12 protein-coding genes are annotated in these 18,426 nt (G+C 60.8%); 2 read left to right on the top strand and 10 right to left on the bottom strand.

Annotated elements, in window-relative coordinates:
• Positions 1-662 precede the first annotated feature (662 nt).
• The 5 genes from PQR42_RS12810 to PQR42_RS12790 form a co-directional block, all read right to left on the bottom strand.
• Positions 663-1,880, bottom strand: coding sequence for a porin (locus PQR42_RS12810; RefSeq protein ID WP_408384464.1), 1,218 nt, complete (start codon positions 1,878-1,880; stop codon positions 663-665).
• A gap of 494 nt (positions 1,881-2,374) precedes the next feature.
• Complete coding sequence (locus PQR42_RS12805; protein ID WP_408384467.1) at positions 2,375-4,306, bottom strand: SMP-30/gluconolactonase/LRE family protein; 1,932 nt, start codon at positions 4,304-4,306, stop codon at positions 2,375-2,377.
• A gap of 390 nt (positions 4,307-4,696) precedes the next feature.
• The gene (locus PQR42_RS12800; RefSeq protein ID WP_408204065.1) at positions 4,697-6,025 is read right to left on the bottom strand and encodes an NAD(P)/FAD-dependent oxidoreductase; all 1,329 of its coding nucleotides are present in this window, start codon (positions 6,023-6,025) and stop codon (positions 4,697-4,699) included.
• Between the two features lie 430 nt (positions 6,026-6,455).
• On the bottom strand, positions 6,456-7,100 hold the full coding sequence (locus PQR42_RS12795; protein WP_408384468.1) for a tyrosine-type recombinase/integrase: 645 nt from the start codon (positions 7,098-7,100) through the stop codon (positions 6,456-6,458).
• Positions 7,101-7,600: 500 nt separating this feature from the next.
• Complete coding sequence (locus tag PQR42_RS12790) at positions 7,601-8,059, bottom strand: universal stress protein (protein WP_408384471.1); 459 nt, start codon at positions 8,057-8,059, stop codon at positions 7,601-7,603.
• A gap of 362 nt (positions 8,060-8,421) precedes the next feature.
• Here PQR42_RS12790 and PQR42_RS12785 point away from each other — a divergent pair, with 362 nt between their 5' ends.
• A complete protein-coding gene (locus PQR42_RS12785; protein ID WP_408204059.1) occupies positions 8,422-9,171 on the top strand; it encodes a response regulator transcription factor in 750 nt (249 codons plus the stop codon).
• Here PQR42_RS12785 and PQR42_RS12780 read toward each other — a convergent pair.
• On the bottom strand, positions 9,113-10,912 hold the full coding sequence (locus PQR42_RS12780) for a hybrid sensor histidine kinase/response regulator (RefSeq protein ID WP_408384473.1): 1,800 nt from the start codon (positions 10,910-10,912) through the stop codon (positions 9,113-9,115). The genes PQR42_RS12785 and PQR42_RS12780 overlap by 59 nt on opposite strands.
• Positions 10,913-11,497: 585 nt before the next feature.
• Between PQR42_RS12780 and PQR42_RS12775 the strand changes: the two genes are divergently transcribed.
• Complete coding sequence (locus tag PQR42_RS12775) at positions 11,498-11,767, top strand: hypothetical protein (protein ID WP_408204055.1); 270 nt, start codon at positions 11,498-11,500, stop codon at positions 11,765-11,767.
• A gap of 106 nt (positions 11,768-11,873) precedes the next feature.
• Here PQR42_RS12775 and alr read toward each other — a convergent pair whose 3' ends face one another.
• The 4 genes from alr to PQR42_RS12755 form a co-directional block, all read right to left on the bottom strand.
• Complete coding sequence (gene alr, locus PQR42_RS12770) at positions 11,874-13,070, bottom strand: alanine racemase (RefSeq protein WP_408204053.1); 1,197 nt, start codon at positions 13,068-13,070, stop codon at positions 11,874-11,876.
• A 21-nt stretch (positions 13,071-13,091) separates the two neighbouring features.
• Entirely contained in the window at positions 13,092-14,942 is a 1,851-nt protein-coding gene (locus PQR42_RS12765; protein ID WP_408384475.1) for a hydantoinase B/oxoprolinase family protein, read from the bottom strand.
• The gene (locus PQR42_RS12760) at positions 14,939-17,062 is read right to left on the bottom strand and encodes a hydantoinase/oxoprolinase family protein (RefSeq protein ID WP_408493642.1); all 2,124 of its coding nucleotides are present in this window, start codon (positions 17,060-17,062) and stop codon (positions 14,939-14,941) included. Before PQR42_RS12760 ends, PQR42_RS12765 begins: the two co-directional genes overlap by 4 nt.
• A gap of 69 nt (positions 17,063-17,131) precedes the next feature.
• The gene (locus PQR42_RS12755; RefSeq protein WP_408384478.1) at positions 17,132-18,301 is read right to left on the bottom strand and encodes a porin; all 1,170 of its coding nucleotides are present in this window, start codon (positions 18,299-18,301) and stop codon (positions 17,132-17,134) included.
• Positions 18,302-18,426: the final 125 nt, after the last annotated feature.

Below are 18,426 nucleotides of genomic sequence, written 5' to 3'. Positions count from 1 at the left end.
GACATCGATGCCGTGATAAATTACACTTTACTTTCAGTATAGACACTGCCGTCATTTGCGAAATATTTTCTGCTCGCTGTTCGCTGTTCGTTTATCAAACCTTCCCACGAAAACCTGTCGTGACGCCCTTCAAGTTTGTTCTCCGTTACACGACCGTGCCGCGGCACCGTCAACCTAACGGAACCCACGAGATTTTTTTCGTTTAATGTGGGTGCGATTGCCAATCTGAGCGATCTATCGCACTGCGGATCGGCGTCAGTGACGCCAAAAATGCTCTCGAAGTGGGACTTTAGTCAGGTTGATTTGCTTAAGTTGACAGTGCCGTCCGCTTTCTTGAACTGAGTCGCTCGCACTTACGAGCAATCGCATCATCACGCAGACAACGCATCGTCCAGCAACGCGGGGCTTCCAGCCCTCATCTAGACAATCCCCCTCGATAATCTTCTTTAGAAACACCCGCCTGCACGTCAACCACTTAAACCGGCCCGGCTTGGGCAGGCTCACTCCGCAAGCAGTCGTTAACGTACCTCGTGCATCACAACTGCCCGTGCCTTCGATGTCCCAGGGAAAATCCCTTGCCCGCCGGTAGCACAGATGCGTTGTTGCCTGGCGTTTCTCTTGAAGACCACCCTAGGCATGTCGCTCGCACCGCAGTGGCAAATCTAGAACCGGTGCGATATGGCGATGGCGCATGCAAACTGGCTGCGACTCGACGACGGCGCCGCGTTGAAGCCGTCGCCGATCGTCGCGGTCGCATTGATGACGTTGCCGGCGCCGGCGGTGCCCAGTGTCTGGCCATACGCACGCTGGAAGCCCTGCAGCGCATACAGCATCGTGCGCGCCGACAGGTTGTACGACTCCGCCAGATTGAACTGCTCGTACCGTGCTGCGCTGGCGATGCTGTTCGCTTTGGTCGCGCGCGTGATGCTATAGCCCGCCGCCAGGTTGGCTGCCACGGTCGCGCGAAAATGCAGCACGGCGCCGACCGTGTTGAAGATCGCCTCATCCCCGAACGCCGAGCCCACGCCAGGAATGTATTGAACGTTCGAATAGGATACCGACACATCCCACGCCGCCGATAACGCGTAGGAGCCTGCGACCGCGACGCGCTGCTGGGCGGCCGCCGTCTGATAGCCATTGGTGAGGGCCGACACGCCAGGCTGGCCGCCCGAGTTCAAGGTCGAGTTTGCCCCCCACGCACCGCCTCCCAGCGTCGAGTTGTTGAATCGCTCGACGCCTGCGGCGACGCCTAGCGGTCCACTCGAATACCGCAGCGCCGCGCTCCAGCTCGAACCCCGGCTGAAACTGCCCGGCACCGCGCCGGGTGAGTAGGAGCCGCTGACGGTGATGCCGTAAAACGCAGGCGACTTGTAGACGAGCGAGTTATTGACGCGGTATATGACGTCCAGATTGTCGATGTCACCGGCGTGCGCTCCGAAATAACCGGTCACCCAGGTCGTGGGGCCATACGGACCCACCAGGGAGTAGTACGAGGAGTACTGACGGCCTGCGGTAAGCGTACCGTAGCTCGCATTGGTCAGGCCCACGAACGCCTGTCTGCTGAACCCGGCATTCGCGAACTGCTGGGTGCCGCTAAGGAGGTTAAAGCCGGACTCAAGCGTGAACACGGCCAGTGTGCCGCCCCCCAGATCCTCCTGCCCCTTGAATCCAAGGCGATTGCCATTCCAGATATTCTGACCAAGCTTGACGTTGGAATGACCGTTGACCGTCGAGCCGAGCGACGTCTGGCTGCTCTGGTAAACGAGCCCGGCATCGACAATCCCGTACATCGTGACACTGCTCTGCGCGAACGCGGGTGCGGCGACGCATGCGGTGCCGACGATAAAAAGCGCGCTGGCGTAGGGACCGTTGCTTTTCATTCAGATCCTGTTCTGGCAGAGGCATGCGTCTACGCGCGCTACTGCAGGTCTGCGTCAGACCAGGAAGGGCGCACTGCATGATAGGCAAGTTATGCAACGGGTGCTACCCGCGAAACAGGCGAATGTCACCAAATTGGGGTATGAAACGAGCTGCACGAGGCGCGCCAGTTGCCAGGGCGACATTCCAACATGCGCTGCGCTGCCGATCACCCCTTTAGCCTGGCCGCAGTCAGTTTGGAGAAGTGGATCGAACAATCGCGCGGCTCAACCGCCAAGTCGCCGAATTATGGAGCGGCCGTTAACTCAACGATCGCCAGCCGTTCGCGAAAACCAATTGACTGTCTCTTCGTGGCCGGACGCAGCCAGATGATGAGCGCCGCAGGTCGCCCCCCCAGCGGCCGTTTGATTTTCCCCAACGTAGCCGTTCACCCGTAAATATGCTCTGCAGAGCGGAAACGGTCATAACAAGCCTCTCTCACGAACGAAGCGCGCAATCAGGGCGTCCAGCGATAAACGGTAATGCTGGAACCTTTGACGTTGTTCTTCGTGACCACGTACTCGCCCGTCGATCGACGGTATGCCCTGACGCCGTACATCGAATCGATGGCGCTGCTGGCGTCCACGGTACCGGTACTGGTGTTGACCAGCGTGGTGTCGAGGTTGCCTGTAGCGAGATTGATGGCGTCGATGTTCGGCAGAGCTTGCCCGCTGCCGAACCAGTAGCCGACAAATAGATAGCTGCCGGCCGCGTCAATCGACTTGGCGCCAGCGTGGGTAAGGTTGATCACCGGATTGGGTGTCGTGGTGTTCCCCGCGCTCCAGCCGTGATACACCTCGATCCGCGTACCTATCGACGTCCAGTCCGTACTCCCAACAATGCCCTGCCCGAGAATCATCGTGTCGCTGTCCGCGAGGTAGACGATGCGCGTCAACGGCTTGATGCTCTCGGGAATGCGAATGGGGACACCGGGCCCCCATGCTGGCTTGCCGCTGGCGTCGAAGCCGATCAGCGGATAGTGGTAGATGTAACCGGTCTTGTCCAGGCCGGCCCACACGCCTCCTTTGCTGTCGATGCAAAATCCGTCCCTGACCGCTGCGGTCGTCTTGAACGCCCCACCGGGAAGCGTGGCGTCCGGTATTGCGATGTAGCCATTCGCAGCATTGAAGTGAAAGAAGTAGTAGGTATCGGGATTCTGGCCGGATGCCACGAGGATGCGGTTTGCGCCGATGGTGGCAAGCTGACCGAAATGCTCGTCCCGTGAGCGATCGTTGATGTTGATGCGTGGATCGGATGGATAGTCGAACGGATCGACAGTGTTCGCTACGAAGGTTCCCCCTGCGGTGCCGGTGTAGATGTTGGTGCCTCCATAGAAGTAGACGCCGTCGGTACCCGGGTCCGCAGCGGCGATCCCCTCAAAGTTGAGAGACTGAAGCTTCCATTGCAGCCGACCAGAACTGTTGTAAGAGTGAATGTCGGTGCCGCCGTCGCGGCCGAGATCCCAGCTTCCGCCCCACGGATTGTTGAGCACATAAAGGTTGCCTGCGGTGTCCTTGCCGATGCCAGTGACGCGGGTGAAACGCTTGTCGCCAACCTGCCCTTTGATTCCCGTCGTGGTATCGAGATAACCGCCCTGAATGCCGAATGTACTGGCCAGCACCGGCGTGCCCGAGAGCTTGTAGCGCTTGATGTTCATGTCGGGGCCTTCGTCCCCAACCATGAGCTGCCCCGATGACGCATCGAAATAGAGCGCCGATGGCCGCGCCCCACCCGGCATCTGGATGGTGTTCAACAGGGCGCCGGTTGGACTGAACTCGACGACAGAGCCCTCACCCTTCTGTGCGACCCAGACGTTGCCCGCGCCATCCACTGCGAGGGCACCCGGGCCCGTGACGTTGATGTCCCGCTTCCAGATACCGTCGGTGGTGAATATCCGGACGCGGTTGCCATAGAAGTCGCTCGCATACAGTAGCGAGGCCGCCGTGGCCAGTCCAGTGACGACGTCGACTCGGGGCAGGTTGTTAAATGCACTGACCTGAATCAAAAGATCGCGAGTCCTGGTGGTGCGGTTGTATCGGCCCACTGCACCACTTCCGTATGTCCCGCCGGGCTGCAGTGCCACGAAGATCGACGTCGCGCTGCCCGTGATCGCGCCGCCCTGAAACTCTCCGTGCGCCCCAATCGAGCCGAGGCTCTTGCCGGCCTGGTAGACAGCGACACCACCCTCGTACTCGTCCCACATTGAGGCCGTGTAGATGACGCCTTCGGGCGCGACCCACATGGAACGCGCGGTGTTACCCACGTGGGCGGCGAGGGTGCCATAGGTGTTCGCCAGCCAGTCGGTGGTATTTTCCGCCTGACACGTCGGCGCGATCGTGGCGATCACCGCGGCGAGGATCGCAGCATGAATCCGCTTTTGCTCGACCATGACCGATGCTCTCCAGATGTAGTGATCATTCACGTGAAAGGTCGGCCCGCGAGATTCCAAATTCGTGATCGGAGGCTTACGTATGAACATATGCAACTCCTTGCGCCTTTGCAAGCAGCAACGCGACTTTGCATATGGACACGAATTGCGATCTTGAACGAAGCTTGACCTCCTCCTGTTGGCCGCTTGCTGTCTCATGCATGGGGCATTCTTTCTTGTTGGGCGTGAGGCGGCGATCGGCAGCAAGCGCCCCTTCTCCGTCATACGAGGTCAATCAAGATCTCCGGCCGCTTTTCGAATTGCAACGGCCGTTAATCAATACAGTTGAATCGTGCTGGAGGTTCAATCTCCCGAAGTGGGTTGCCGCGATAGCCCGCCCGCGGCCTCGACTCACATCATTTCGGGGCTGCTCAGTTTCGTTCCGTCGGAAAAGCGGGCCAGTCTGTAGGGTTTAATGTCGAACTGCGGTGCCTCGTCCATTACCAGCCGGCTCACGAGAACGCCTGCGCCTGGCCCTAGTCCAAAGCCGTGTCCGCTGAAGCCGGATGCGATCACGAGACCGGGTTTCGCATTAACCTTCGAGATGACGGGAACGAGGTCCGGCGTCGTGTCGATCGCGCCCGCCCATGCGTGAGCGATCCGCAGGCCCGCCAGCTCGGGAAACACGCTGGACACATTTTGCAGGGCACGTTCGAGCCATTCGGTATCAGGCCGGGGATCCAGCACCCGCGTTTCTTCGAACGGCGAGACGTCATCGTCGCGCCAGGTTGCGCTTGCCTCCGGTCCGTGGAAGAAGCTGGCACCGACGCGAATCTTCAGTTTTTTCTTCAGCTTGCTGCGGAACATGGTGCGGAACTTCACCGAATGCCGCAGGTTTTGCGGCGCGAGTTCCACGCGTCCGTAGCCGGGAACAGCGATGGTGTAGCCGCCGTCCAACCGCCTCCTCAGCGCGAAGTTAGGCCCGGAGAAACAGCCTTCGATGACCCCCGGCGCCTCAGCGGTTCGCAACGCCGTTCCCATCACGTTGATGGAGGGCAGATCGATGCCGTGATGCTGGCAGAACAACGCGCTCCATGCGCCTCCCGCGAGAACGACGGTGTCGGCTGCGAGCCGGCCGCGCTCCGTCCAGATGCCAGAGACACGCCCAGCACTCGTGTCGAGACTTCGTACCGCGCAGTTCTGATACACCATCGCGCCGAGACCTTGCGCGCCGCGAGCAATCGCAGGTGCGGCTTTCGACGGCTCGGCGCGGCCGTCCGTGACAGACCACAGCCCTCCAGCCCACTTCGCACGTCCGGACGGAATGCGCGCTGCCAGTTCGCGCGCACTGAGGATCTCGCTGTGAAAGCCGACTTCCCGGGCGCGGGCAAGCCACGATTCCCACTGCGCGATGTCCGATTGATGCTCCGTGCCGTAAAGGATGCCCGCCTTACGAAACCCAATGTCCTCGCCCAGTTCTTCGCTTAGTTCGCTCCAGCGCTTGAGGCTCTGCATCGCGAGCGGCAACTCATAGAGGTCGCGGTTCTGCTGACGCACCCAGCCCCAATTGCGCCCCGACTGCTCGCAGCCGATGACGCCCTTTTCGAGCAGAGCCACCTGGACGCCGCGTCGCGCCAGTTCATACGCGGTGCTGACGCCAATAATGCCGCCGCCAATTACCGCGACATCGCATCGCTCGGGGAAACCTTCGCTATCCGTGACTTCGTCGATCCTTAGCATTTCATAGCCGTTGGTTGCCGCTTCTTAGTAAGTTACTGCAGTCAAGACCGTCGGAAATGCGCACCTAAAGCGCGATTTCGCCATCCGCAGATAGTGGCTACGATTTTGGTATGTTCCACCGCTTCGCTGATAGGACGATCCTGTTGTATCCGAAAGGGATACAACGATGATCCACCAAGCGCTGAGGCAAATCTTGAATTGCTATCTTGCAGACTGTTGCCGAGACTAGGTTTCTGCTTAGCCACATTCTCACACTCTTGCTTCCTGGTTAGCAGACGTGCAAGCCAGGATGTGCGAACGGCGGCAAAGACCGATCATGGGGCGCTCGTCGTTAACAAGCGGATGGCTGGTTATGGGGCGAAGCCGACGCCCGAACGTCCGACCGGCGACGCATGTGAACGACGGGTTGTGGCCGCCGGCAAGCGTCCGTTCACTTGCCGGCGCTGGCCTGCACTTCAGTCTGCTCAGCCATTTCAAGCGCGTCGTCAACCTCAATGCCTAGGTAACGGACTGTGCATTCCAGCTTGGTGTGGCCGAGAAGCAATTGCACTGCCCTGAGATTCTTAGTGCGTCGGTAGATAAGCGATACCTTCGTGCGACGCATGGTGTGCGTTCCGTATGCTGCATCGTCAAGACCGATTGATGCAATCCAGCGATGCACGACACGTGCATATTGCAGTGTTGAAATATGCGGTGACCCGTGAATCCGGCTGGGGAAAAGAAAATCCGAGCCCGTAAGCTTAGCTGCCTTGATCCAGGCGTCTACGCTTTCGCGCGTTTGCTCCGTGATCTCGAACTGGACTGGTCGCTGCGTTTTCTGCTGAATAACTATAGCCCGCGGCGAAACATGTTGACCATGGCACACATCTAACACGCGCAGCTTGGTCATGTCGCAAGCTCTCAACTTGCTATCGATCGCCAAATTAAACATCGCAAGGTCACGAGAGCGCCCGGACGATTGACGCCGAACACGGATCGCCCAGATTTCCGGCAGCTTGAGTGGCGGCTTCTGTGCTGTCAGTTTGCCCTTGTTCCACGGGACCCGCGCGGGATGAGTGGGTTTTGCGGTTTCCATGACCCTCTCCTTTCAACTGAAGGGGTATCAGTCTGCGCTTGTCGCCAACGGTCGCTGCCCGACCCTGACCGGTCATTCGAGCGAATGTTTCAAATGCCGCCTTCGTCCTGGATAGCGGTCGTCCGGCCATTGCCGCACGGTCGCGCCTAACCGAAGCCCACCGATCCGTTCAAAAGATGACTGCTGCCATCTCGCTCACTTTTCTGCCTGCAGGACGGATTTCATTCGACGTCAAACTGCCGCAGCAATGACGCGCTCAGGCACGCCGCACGAAGGCCCCCCTCACGGGTTCAAGAGTGAGGAGCGTGCAGGATTGCGTGAGTCAAGTGCAGAGGAAAACTGATTGGGCGCTTCGTGCGCTGTCGCCGTGGTTGCCGACGGGCTCTGTGAACGTGCAGCGACGACGATGGATGCACTCCGCGATGGCCCAAAATCCAGCGTGATTTTCACTTGCTGGAACGGCCACGGGAATTGGCTACCGCCTGACCAGCGTCATGAAGTTAGCCCTTATCCCGGGTTTCGATCAGTACCGCACAGGGCGACCGTTCGATGACTTCTCCGCTGGTCGAAGGGTTGGCCCAGCGGCGTAGCCGTGACAAATGGTGATGTCCCATCACAATGACCTCCGCAGCCAGCAGTCGGGCTTGTTCGATGACGACGTCGGCCGGACGATTTCCCGCGCACAGGTGCTGTTCCACCCTGAGATTCCGGTCGGCAAGCTGTGCGCCTGCGGCAGTCAGGACGGATTGTGCGAAAGATGTCTGCGCGTATGCGGGCGGATAGACCAGGCCATCGGGCGCGACACCGCTTTTGCTACCGGGAGGCAACAAATAGGATGGGTCGACAACGCACAGAAGGTGTACGGTTGCGGTACCTGGCGCCGCGACGCGGCTGACCAGGTCGATGACGTGGACACTCTGGGGCGAGCCGTCCAGCGGAACGAGGAGGATATTGAACATGGCTGGAGATAAAGTCAGAAATGGTGATGCGACACGTGTCGCCGTCAGCCGCGCGCATAGCCTACCTAACAGTAGTCGAAAAGCCTCAAACTTTGAATGGATAAGTGACGATTAAGCGAATACGTAGCTCGATGCTCGGCGTCGGCCCCCTCCAAATTTCGCAGGGCCTGGCTCGTATATGAAGCGGTCGTTCGAGATGACCTGGCGGATGACTCTTGATGGCCGATTTGCCGCCACCGTCCGTGACATAGGGGCCCTGCGTGTACTATTCGTGTTGAACACAGCGGACGACTGCTACGGATGTAGCATCATCAGCTGTGTCATTGCAGCTCGCTTCGAAAGCGGTCCTGGGAGACGATGAGATGCGCGTACTGATCGTCGATGATCACGAGCTGTTCAGAGCCGGATTGGCGCTGCTGCTGAGAGAGTTCCTTCCGAACATCGAGTTGCTGCACGCGAGTACGTTGTCTCAAGGCGTGAAGCATGCGCTTGGCGAGCTCCTGAACATCGTATTTCTCGATCTCGATCTTCCCGACGGCCACGGTTGCGGCGCGCTTGCCAAACTGAAGGAGTCGCGCCCGTCGTTACCGGTGATCGTGATATCGGCCGATGAGAGCGTGGAAACCATCAGTCGGTGCATCGAACTTCGCGCGATGGGATACGTCCCCAAGTCGTCACCCCCTGAAGCACTTCATGCGGCGATAAGCGCGGTGCTTGCCGGGGGCGTGTTCCTGCCCGCCGCCAGCATCGCGAGGCTCAGGCGTGACATGGGCACGGACGAGGCTCCGGTAAGTGGGCCTGGGAACGCACCGCCGAGCGGCAATTCGGAAATGAGCAGCGCATCCGGGCTGGGACTCACTCCGAGAGAGTTCGAAACGTTGGCGTGGCTGGTGCGCGGGCTTCCGTCCAAGGCGATTGCGCTGAGAATGGGGCTCGAAGACATTACGGTACGAAAATACGTCAGTCATTTGCTCGCGCATTTCAATCTGCGGCGCCGTACGGAACTCATCGTCATGCTGGCGGATAAAGGCATCAAACTCGGCGTCCCGCCAGTCACGGATCCCGCCCATGATCGAAGCCCGTCGGCCGTTGGGCAGCAACGAACCGACTGACTTCAGCGAGCGTGCTTTCCGGCGCGGAAGACTTCCGCAACAGCACGAACGGCTCGGTGAAATCGCGAAGCGCGTGCGGAGACACCAGTTCACCAGTGATGAATGCGACGGGAAGCACGCCCGCCCAGGCGAAATGCTGCCTGATCCGTTCGGCAACCTCAATGCCAGTCGGCCCGTCGCGCAGCCGGATATCGGTGACAATGATGTCGGGTACGCGGCCATCGTCGGCGAGAATCGCTTCGAATCCCGCCATTGACCCGGCGGTATCCACCAGCGCGCCAGCACTGACGAATAATCGGCGCAGACCCTCGAGAACAGTCGGTTCGTCGTCGCAAAGCAGGATATATCTGCCGTTAAGGACGGACGTGCATGCGGCGTTCGCTTGATCTTCCGTCACGACGACGGGTGCTAGTTGCGATATCGGAGCGTACAGGGAGAAGCGTGACCCGCGCCCTTCGACCGACCAGAAACGCATGCTGTGCTTCGGCAGAATTCCGACAACCCGATTGACGATGGACAACCCAAGTCCAAGGCCTTTCGACCGGTCGCGGCCAGGGTTGTTAATCTGATAGTACTCGGCGAATATCGCATCCCGATGCGCGGGCGAGATGCCGATACCCGTGTCCCATACGTCAATGCGAAGCCGTTCCCCAATCAGCACCCAGCCGATTACGACTCCCCCCGCGGAGGTGTTCTTGATCGCATTCGATACAAGATTGGACAATGCTCGTTTGAACAGGGAGCGGTCGCTTTCAATGGGCGGAGGGCGGCGCCGACGCTCGCTGATTCTGAATTCGATCTCTCGCGATCTCGCCGGTTCAAGGTATTGCTCGAAGACCTCCATAAGCACGGTCTGCGTATCCAGTGGCGCCAGGTGCGGAACGTATGAACCCAGTTCGCTATAGTCCTGAATGTCCTTGAACATATCGAGAAGGTCGCACGCGGTCTCCTCGATGACATCCAGTTCGCGACCCACCGCGTATCCGTCCCTGGTCCTCGTCCGGGCGCTTCGAATAAAGAGGTTGATTGCGGCGAGAGGTTGCTGGATGTCGTGATACGCAGATGAGAAGAACCGCTCTTTCTCCCTGACGAGGTCCTGCATGCGTAGGTTCTGTTCGTTGACTGCGCGTGACGCCGCTTCGACGCGCGCCTTGGCCGCGCGCAAGGTGCGCCGATACATGAATTCGCGCCTCGCGGCACGTTCCAGCGGAATGCTGACTAGCAAACCGACGATATACATCATCGGCACCATCGTGGCATGCGCAATCACCGACTCCACCCGCGCGTCGACGCTCTGGCCACTGGGCTTGAGATAGAGCATGACAAGGTAACTGACGATGCATAGCCCGATCAGCCACGCCGCCGTGATTACTCGAAGCCGGAAGGCCATGAATATCATGAAAAGGGCAAACGTCAGGATCGGATAAGCTTCCCGCCAGGCCAGGTCGCCCGGATAGATCTGTACCATTCTCAGGACCGCGAACCAGCAACCGATCGTCCAGACACTGAGCAGCCCGACGGCCCAGCGCTCGTCGAGTGCGCGTGGGCTCCACAACAGCACGGGCACCGTCATGCCGATCGTCCCGGCGATTCTCAGGAAAATGAGTTCCTTGTGGTGCAGATGGGAGGGATCGAGTACGCCTAACCGCCCGAAGTCGTGGATGGAAAACACGACCCACAACGCGGTGAAGATCGTGATGGCGAGCCTCCGCTGTCCGAAGAAGCGCCGCGCGTAGTCCATCCGGAACGCGTGTTCCTGAGCCGCCGATCTGAACCTGCGTACTACGAAGCCTGACAATCTCATAAGGCCGCTTGATCAGGAAAGCCGCCGCGGGCGGATAGTGCGCGACGTCGAGAGGCTGTATCGGCGCACCACGGGTTAGACAGGTTCCCACCGAACGTGTCTAACGATGGGCGCACAACACCATCGTGCGTAACCACATAAAAACAGAATAACAGGTCGCCATTTCTACCATCAGCCACAAATGTATCAACTACGGGATGTGTCCTTGCCTGCACTGGAAGGTTCAGCAAGGCGCTCCACCATCATTGAAGGCGACTAGCTGATACGTCACCGGGATGGGCCAGCGGGAGTGCATACATCTTTCGTCTGCGTTGCGGGTCCGTCGCCTACGCATGTGCGTTGTGACGGCGTTTCGCCTGACCAACAATAAATACGACAGCAACGCTGGAAAGGCATTCGTCGAGTGCATCCAGATCGGTTGATCGTTGCAACGAGCCGAACCTGTCTCTGTTCGTGCGAAAACTGCTGTCGGTCGGCGAAAGATGCACAGGCTGATCTCTTAAACTCCGAGGGAGTACTCCCATGAAACTTTATCAATCGATCACCGTCTGTCTAGCCCTGATAGCTGGAGTCACAGCAGACGGATGCTTCGCCCAAACGGCGATCAACCAGCAGGGGGCGGTAACGGATGGCAACGCCCCGCAGGTTTCAGAGGTCGCGGTTCCGGCCGTCACACCGCCACCGGCCGTGCCCGTTGGAAAAACACGCGCGCAAGTGATGCGTGAGCTGGAAGATTTTCAGAAAAATGGCGGCCCGGCACTGATGCTTGATATTTACCGAGGCGGCGGCTAATGAAGCGTCGTGAGCCGGCTAATGACCGGCGCAGACCGCCCCATACTCGCCCTTCGGGTCAACGCGCCTTCGCCCGGCAAGTTCTGATGCACAACGGCCATTCGAGTCAGTTTGATGGGCGACAGGCACATCGGTCATTGCCCGGCACACCCGTCACTTCGGTGTCAACGTGAGGCAAGCTCCTCACTAACCGCGGAATCAGTTCCATGACGGGCAGCCGCAACCATGCTGCCAGTTCGTCGATCGTTATCGTCTGGTCGCCGTCCTGTCCCAGCAACGTCACGACACTTCCGGTCCGGGCCTGCGCAATCTCCGTGATGTCGATCACGGTATGCTGAAAAGAGCGGCGTCCAAGAATGCGCCCCGCCTGTCCGTGCACCAGCACGCGGCCCAGCGGCGGCACGTGATTCAGACCGTCCCAGAAACCGATCGGCACGACGCCGATGCGCACAGCGCGTTCGAGCCGGATCGGTTCCGCATAGCCGATCCCGAGCATCGACCCGGCCGGATGCTCCTGCACGTGGATAATGCGCCCGCGCACGGCCCGCAGCATCGGCCGCAGCGGTGCGCGGGCCATCCAGTCCGCGTCGAGCGCACCGTATAGAAGCCGCCCGGGGTCAACCGCCTGATACGCCAGATGCGGATGCGCGAGCATCACCCGCGAACTCGCCAGCATCGTCGTCACGTTATCGAATCCCGCGGCGCGTGCGTCGGCCAGCGCGGCATCGAACACGCCGGCCTGAGTGCGCGTCACGTCATCGCTCTCCGGCGAACTCAGATGCGTGTACACGCCTTTGAGCCGCACGGTCGACTGGTCGCGCAGTGCCTCGAACGCGGCTTGCCATTGCGACGGCAGAAAGCCGAAGCGCCCGAAGCCCGGATCGATCTCGAGGAACGCATCGACCGCCACGCCGGCATCGATAAACGCACGCAGACTTTCCTGACTCTGGATCGTCACCGTCAGTCCCAACGCGGCGACCTGCGCCGCATCCTCCGGCAAGGTCGAGGCAAACAGCAGAATGTCGCGATCGATGCCCGCGTTGCGAATCGCGACGCCCTCTTCCGGACTGCCGACGCAAAAGCCATCGACACCCGCTTGCACCGCCAGCCGCGCAACCTTCGCGGCACCGAACCCGAATCCGTCGCCCTTGCAAACGAAGTAGATTTTCGTGGCTCGTCCCACCTGTTCACGCGCGACCGCCAGATTCGCCGCGATGGCGCCATAGTCGAGTTCCGCCCAACTGGGACGCAGCAAGCGCACACGTTGAGTATCAGGGACTGGCTCGAGGATTGAAACGGACATAGTCAAAGCACCCTGTCGTTGTCAGAGTTTGCCGATAGCCGCAGCATCGGCGCCGGTCGATTCCAGAAACAGCGCCTCCTGCCTCGCGACGCGCTCCTGCCCGGAAAGCGTCTGGAGAAGCCGACGCATCTCGGCGGTGCGCTGCGCGTCGATGTCGCGCCCCGCGCCTTCGAGCGCGACGCCATAAACTTCACACGCCATCTGCTCGGTGATGCGGTCGTCCAGCACGTCCTCGCGTACGGCTTCCGGCGAGCGCGTCAACGGATCGCCATGGCCTGCGCCGCCCGCCGCGATATGGCAGAAGCGATCGCCCTTGCGAAGCGCGGTCACGGTGCTCGGCATGGTCGGCAGCAACGTGCTTTGACCGTCGCGGGTCAGCAGATTGAGCGACGGCGATCCGCTCAGCCCGCCATGCGAGCCCGACGGCCGATGCGCGCGCCGGTCCGAGCGCAGTCCGAGCAACGCGTGGTCGCTGCGCAATTCATAAGCGCGGCGCATCGCGAGACCGCCGCGATGCCGGCCCGCGCCGCCGGAGTTGGTGACGAATCCGTACTCGGTGATCTTGAGCGGCAGACGTGCCTCGATCAGTTCGACCGGTTGGTTCGACAGATTGCCGAGCGGATTCGCAATGCCCTCGCAGCCGTCGTGGCGACCACCGCCCCAACTGCCGAGCACGCCGTCGGTAATCAGCCAGTTGCCGCCAGGCGCGCCGCCCTCGCCATCCGGGCTACGCCCGGAAATCGACACGACCGACGGACCGCCTTCGCCTAGCGCCGGAATCGTATCCGGCACGATCTGCGCGAATGCGCCTTGCAACACGTCGAACATCCGGTAAGCGATGATCCCGCGCGCCGCGCAGGCCGCCGGTTCGACCGGATTCACAATCGAGCCGCTTGCCGCGTAGACCTGCACGGGTCGCGAAAAACCTTCGCAATTCGGCACATCGACGCCAATCGCGCAGCGCACCGCCGCATACGCGACCGATTGCGTGGTCGCGAATGGACCGTTGATCGCGCCCTGCACCTGCGCATCGGTCCCGGTCCAGTCGATGCTGACCATGTCGTCCGCCACCGTCACCTTGACGCGAAACGCGATCGGCACGGGTGTATCGCCCAAGCCGTCGATGAAATCCTCGTAACGATATTCACCATTCGGCATCGTGCTGATGGCCTGGCGCGTCAGGCGCTCCGCGTAATCGTGCAACGCTTCGACCAACCTTTCGAAACCATCCGCGCCGTATTTGTCGAGCAACTGCACGAGCCCCCGCTCACCCGCTTTGCACGACGCCACTTGCGCGCGCAGATCGCCACGCAACTGGCCCGGCATGCGCGAGTTTGTCTCCAGCAGCGTGACGAGCGCGTCGTTGAAATCGCCGGCATCGCACAGCTTCATCAACGGAATCCGCAGACCTTCCTGATAGATTTCCGTCGCGCCGATCGCCATGCTGCCCGGCGCCATGCCGCCAATATCGGCGTGGTGGACGATGGTCGCAACATAGCCTTCGATACGTGACTCGTAAAACACCGGCTGAATCAGATACACGTCCGGCAGATGCATGCCACCTGACGTGTAGGGGTCGTTCATGATGTAGATATCGCCGGACTTGCCGGCCGTGCCGAAACGGCGCACCACGTTATCCATCGCGGCTGGAAACGCGCCGAGGTGAATCGGCAAGGTCAGGCCCTGCGCGATCACACGGCCGGCGCGGTCGAACACCGCGGTGGAGAAGTCCATCGAATCGCGCACGATCGGCGAATACGCGGTGCGCAGCACGACAAGCGCCATTTCGTCGGCGATCGAGCCGAGCGCGTTCTTGACGATTTCAAGCGTGATGGCGTCGGTGCCCGCCGAAGCGGCCTGCTGGGTAGTCATACGGATTGCTCCAGAAACGTGATGACAATGTTTTCGTGGGCATCGACGCGCGCGCCGGCATTCGGCGGCACGACGCAGGTCGAGTCGTACTCTTCGACGATCAACGGGCCGCTCATCGGCGCGGCGCGCAGATCGGCACGCGAGATCACCGGAGTATCGATAAAGCCGTGGGTCTTGCCGAAATACGCCCGGCGCCGCACCGGCACGCGCGCACCCGACGAACTCGCCCGGCTGCCGCCGGCGCGTTGCGCGTCGTAGGCGCGGTCTTTCTGCGAGCACAGCGAACCGACCGCGCGCAGATTGACGAGCTCGATCACCTCGTCCGCGGATGCATGCCCGTAGGTGCGTTCGTGTTCCGCATGAAACGCGGCAGCGATCGGCGTAATATCGAACGGCTGACCGGCACGCCATTCGATCGGCACAGTCAACTCGTAGGCCTGACCCGTGTAGCGCAAATCCAGCGCGCAAGTCACGGCGATATCGTCGAACGCGTTACCCTCGGCCGTCATATCCGCAGTGGCCCGCGCCACCAGATCTTCGAGCGTGTTGCCCAATTCCACTGCGGCCAGGTGATCGAGGCGGCAGAACATCGTTTGCATGAACTCGTGTTGTGTCGACGAGAACAGCAGGCCGAGCGCGCTGAACACACCGGGGCTCGGCGGCACGATGACCGTCTTCATGTCGAGCAATTCGGCGATCGCATGAACGATGACCGGCCCATTGCCGCCGAAAGCGAACAACGCAAATTCGCGCGGATCACGGCCGCGATATGTCGACACGGCTTTCACCGCGCGCGTCATCGTGGAGGCCGCGATCGAGAAAACGCCATAGGCGGCTTCGTACAGATCCGTGTGCGTAGGCTCGGCGATCTGCGTGCGCATTGCCTCGAGCGACTTCTGCTGGTTGATGCGCAACTCGCCGCCGGCAAGGAACGCCGGATTCAGATAGCCGAGCGTCAGCACGGCGTCGGTGAGCGTCGGAATCGTGCCGCCCGCGTCGTAGCACACGGGCCCGGGCACCGAGCCCGCCGAATCCGGGCCGACCTTGACCAGCCCGCCCGCGTCGATACGCACCAGACTGCCGCCGCCCGCGCCGATCTCCGAGACGTCGATGAACGGCAGCTTGACCGCGTGGCCGCCGCCCTTGACCAGCTTGCTGCTGACGTTGATGCCCGCACCGACCTCGTATTCGGTCGTGCGCGCCGGCTCGCCCTTCTCGATGATGGCCGCCTTCGCCGTGGTTCCCCCCATGTCCACCGTAATGCAATCGGCGTAACCCGACGCGGCGGCGACCGAGGCGCCCGCGATCACACCGGCCGCGGGCCCGGACTCGATTATCGTGGCCGGTTTCTGCATGACCATGGCCGCGCTCATCACGCCGCCGTTCGAATGCATGATCTGCACAGGACCGGTCATGCCGATGCCACGCAGCTTGTCGATCAGCGAATGCAGATAGCTGACCACCACCGGCCCGAGATACGCGTTGACGACGGTCGTGCTGGTGCGTTCGTATTCGCGGATCTCCGGCAGGATTTCGTGCGAGCAGGTCAGATAGACGGTGTCACCCAACACGCCGCGCAGCAGATCGCGAATGCGGATCTCGTGCTCGGGATTCGCATACGCATGAATCAGGCTGATCGCTACCGCTTCGATTTTTTCGTCGGCAATGCGTTGCGCGATGTCCAGCACCTGCGCATCGTCGAGCGGCGTGTCGACCGAACCGTCGGCGAGCAGCCGTTCGTCGACCTCGTAGCGGTGCCGGCGTTTCGCGAGCGGCTCCGGCTTCTGATACGCGAGGTTGTAGAGCATCGGCACACGCAGGCGGCCAATTTCGACCACGTCGCGAAAACCGCGCGTGGTGATCAGCGCCGTGCGCGCGCCTTTGCCTTCGAGCACGGTATTCGTGGCGATGGTGGTTGCATGAACCAGCTCGGTTATCTGGCGCGGTTGCGCGTCGAGCGAGGCCAGCAATGCCTGCAAGCCCGCGACGATCGCAATGCCATAGTCCTGGGGCGTGGACGAAACCTTTCTGGTATGAATCACGCCGTCATCGCCGATCACGACGATATCGGTGAAGGTCCCGCCGATATCAACACCGGCCCGGTAAAGTCTTTCAGTCATTACACACCTTGCTTGTTAGTCGATGCGGCGCAAACGCGTTGCCGGTTTGCGCCGGTCAATGCAGCGCTGCTAGAACTTGTGCACGAGTCCGACACTGACCACGGCCTGGTTCTGTTCCGAAGACGGCAACATGGTCTGAATCTGCGAGGCCAGCAAGCCGTTCGACGTCGCCGGCAACGGTCCGCCCGTAGGTCGCGGAAAGCCGCCACCGGCTGCGCGCAGATAGATCACCTCGGTATAGATGGAGGTTCGCTTGGAGAGGAACTTGTCGACCAGCAGGTTGACCTGATGCCAGTGCACCTGCGTGGGTCCGCCCGGACCGCCGGTGATGTTGTCGCTCGTGTAGGTGTAGGCCATGCCGAAGAACAGCGTCGGATCGAGCGTGAAGCGCGCATTCGCTTCATAGTTGTTGAAGCGGTAGTTGATGCCGCTCGCGAGCGTCGTGCCCACGTTGTTGTAGATCGCGTTGCTGTACATCAGGCTCAGCTTGGCCGGTCCGATCACATACGACGCACCGATGCCCGCAATCTGTTCGCGTTTGGACGTGATCGGCGCATCGCAGCAGGTGATCGCACCGTTGGTGTTCACGTTCGCCGTGGTGTTCACGCCCGGTTCGTCATAGAGCGAATACGCCGCCGCAATCGAAAAGGCGCCCTGCGAATAGATGCCGCCTACCGACCACATGCGATTGTTCGCAAACGCGCCGGGCGCGTTGCTGAACGCGTACATCGCCGTGCCGGTGAAGCCCTTCAGATTCGGCGAGACATATTTGATCGAGTTATTGACGCGCAAATAGTCGTCAGTGTTGTCGTTGTCGTACGGATGCGAAAACATCACACCGCCCCACGCACCGTTGGACGTCATCGTCTGCAAGGTGCCGACAATCGCGTCGTACTGGCGGCCGAACGTCAGCGTGCCGTAGTCCGGATTCGAAAAACCCACGAACGCCTGGCGGCCGAACATGCGGTTGTTCTGACCAAGCGCGCCGTTGACCGGGTTGAAGCCGTTCTCGAGCGTGAAGATCGCCTTGGTGCCGCCGCCAAGGTCCTCGGCGCCTCGCAGTCCCCAACGGCTGCCGTACTCGCCGTTGCCGGTCAACTGCACCGCGCTGTGGCCGCCCTGGTTCGACGAGTAGGTGATGGCCTCGTTGATGATCCCGTACAGCGTGACTGAACTTTGCGCATGAACGAGACCGCTCCCGCCCAGCAGAGCCGCCATGATGAATAACTTTTCCTTCACCGCTCTTCTCCAAACAAGGAATCGCGACACCCCGGTCGGCTAGCGATCGATTGATGATAGCAAATGAATCGATTCACCAAAGGTTTAAAAAAATATCCCAAGGTGGGCCGGCTCACTGCTTGACC

The sequence above is a fragment of the Paraburkholderia sediminicola genome (assembly GCF_046027355.1).
Taxonomy (GTDB): Bacteria; Pseudomonadota; Gammaproteobacteria; order Burkholderiales; family Burkholderiaceae; genus Paraburkholderia; species Paraburkholderia sediminicola_B.
This window is presented reverse-complemented; position numbering and strand designations above follow the sequence as displayed.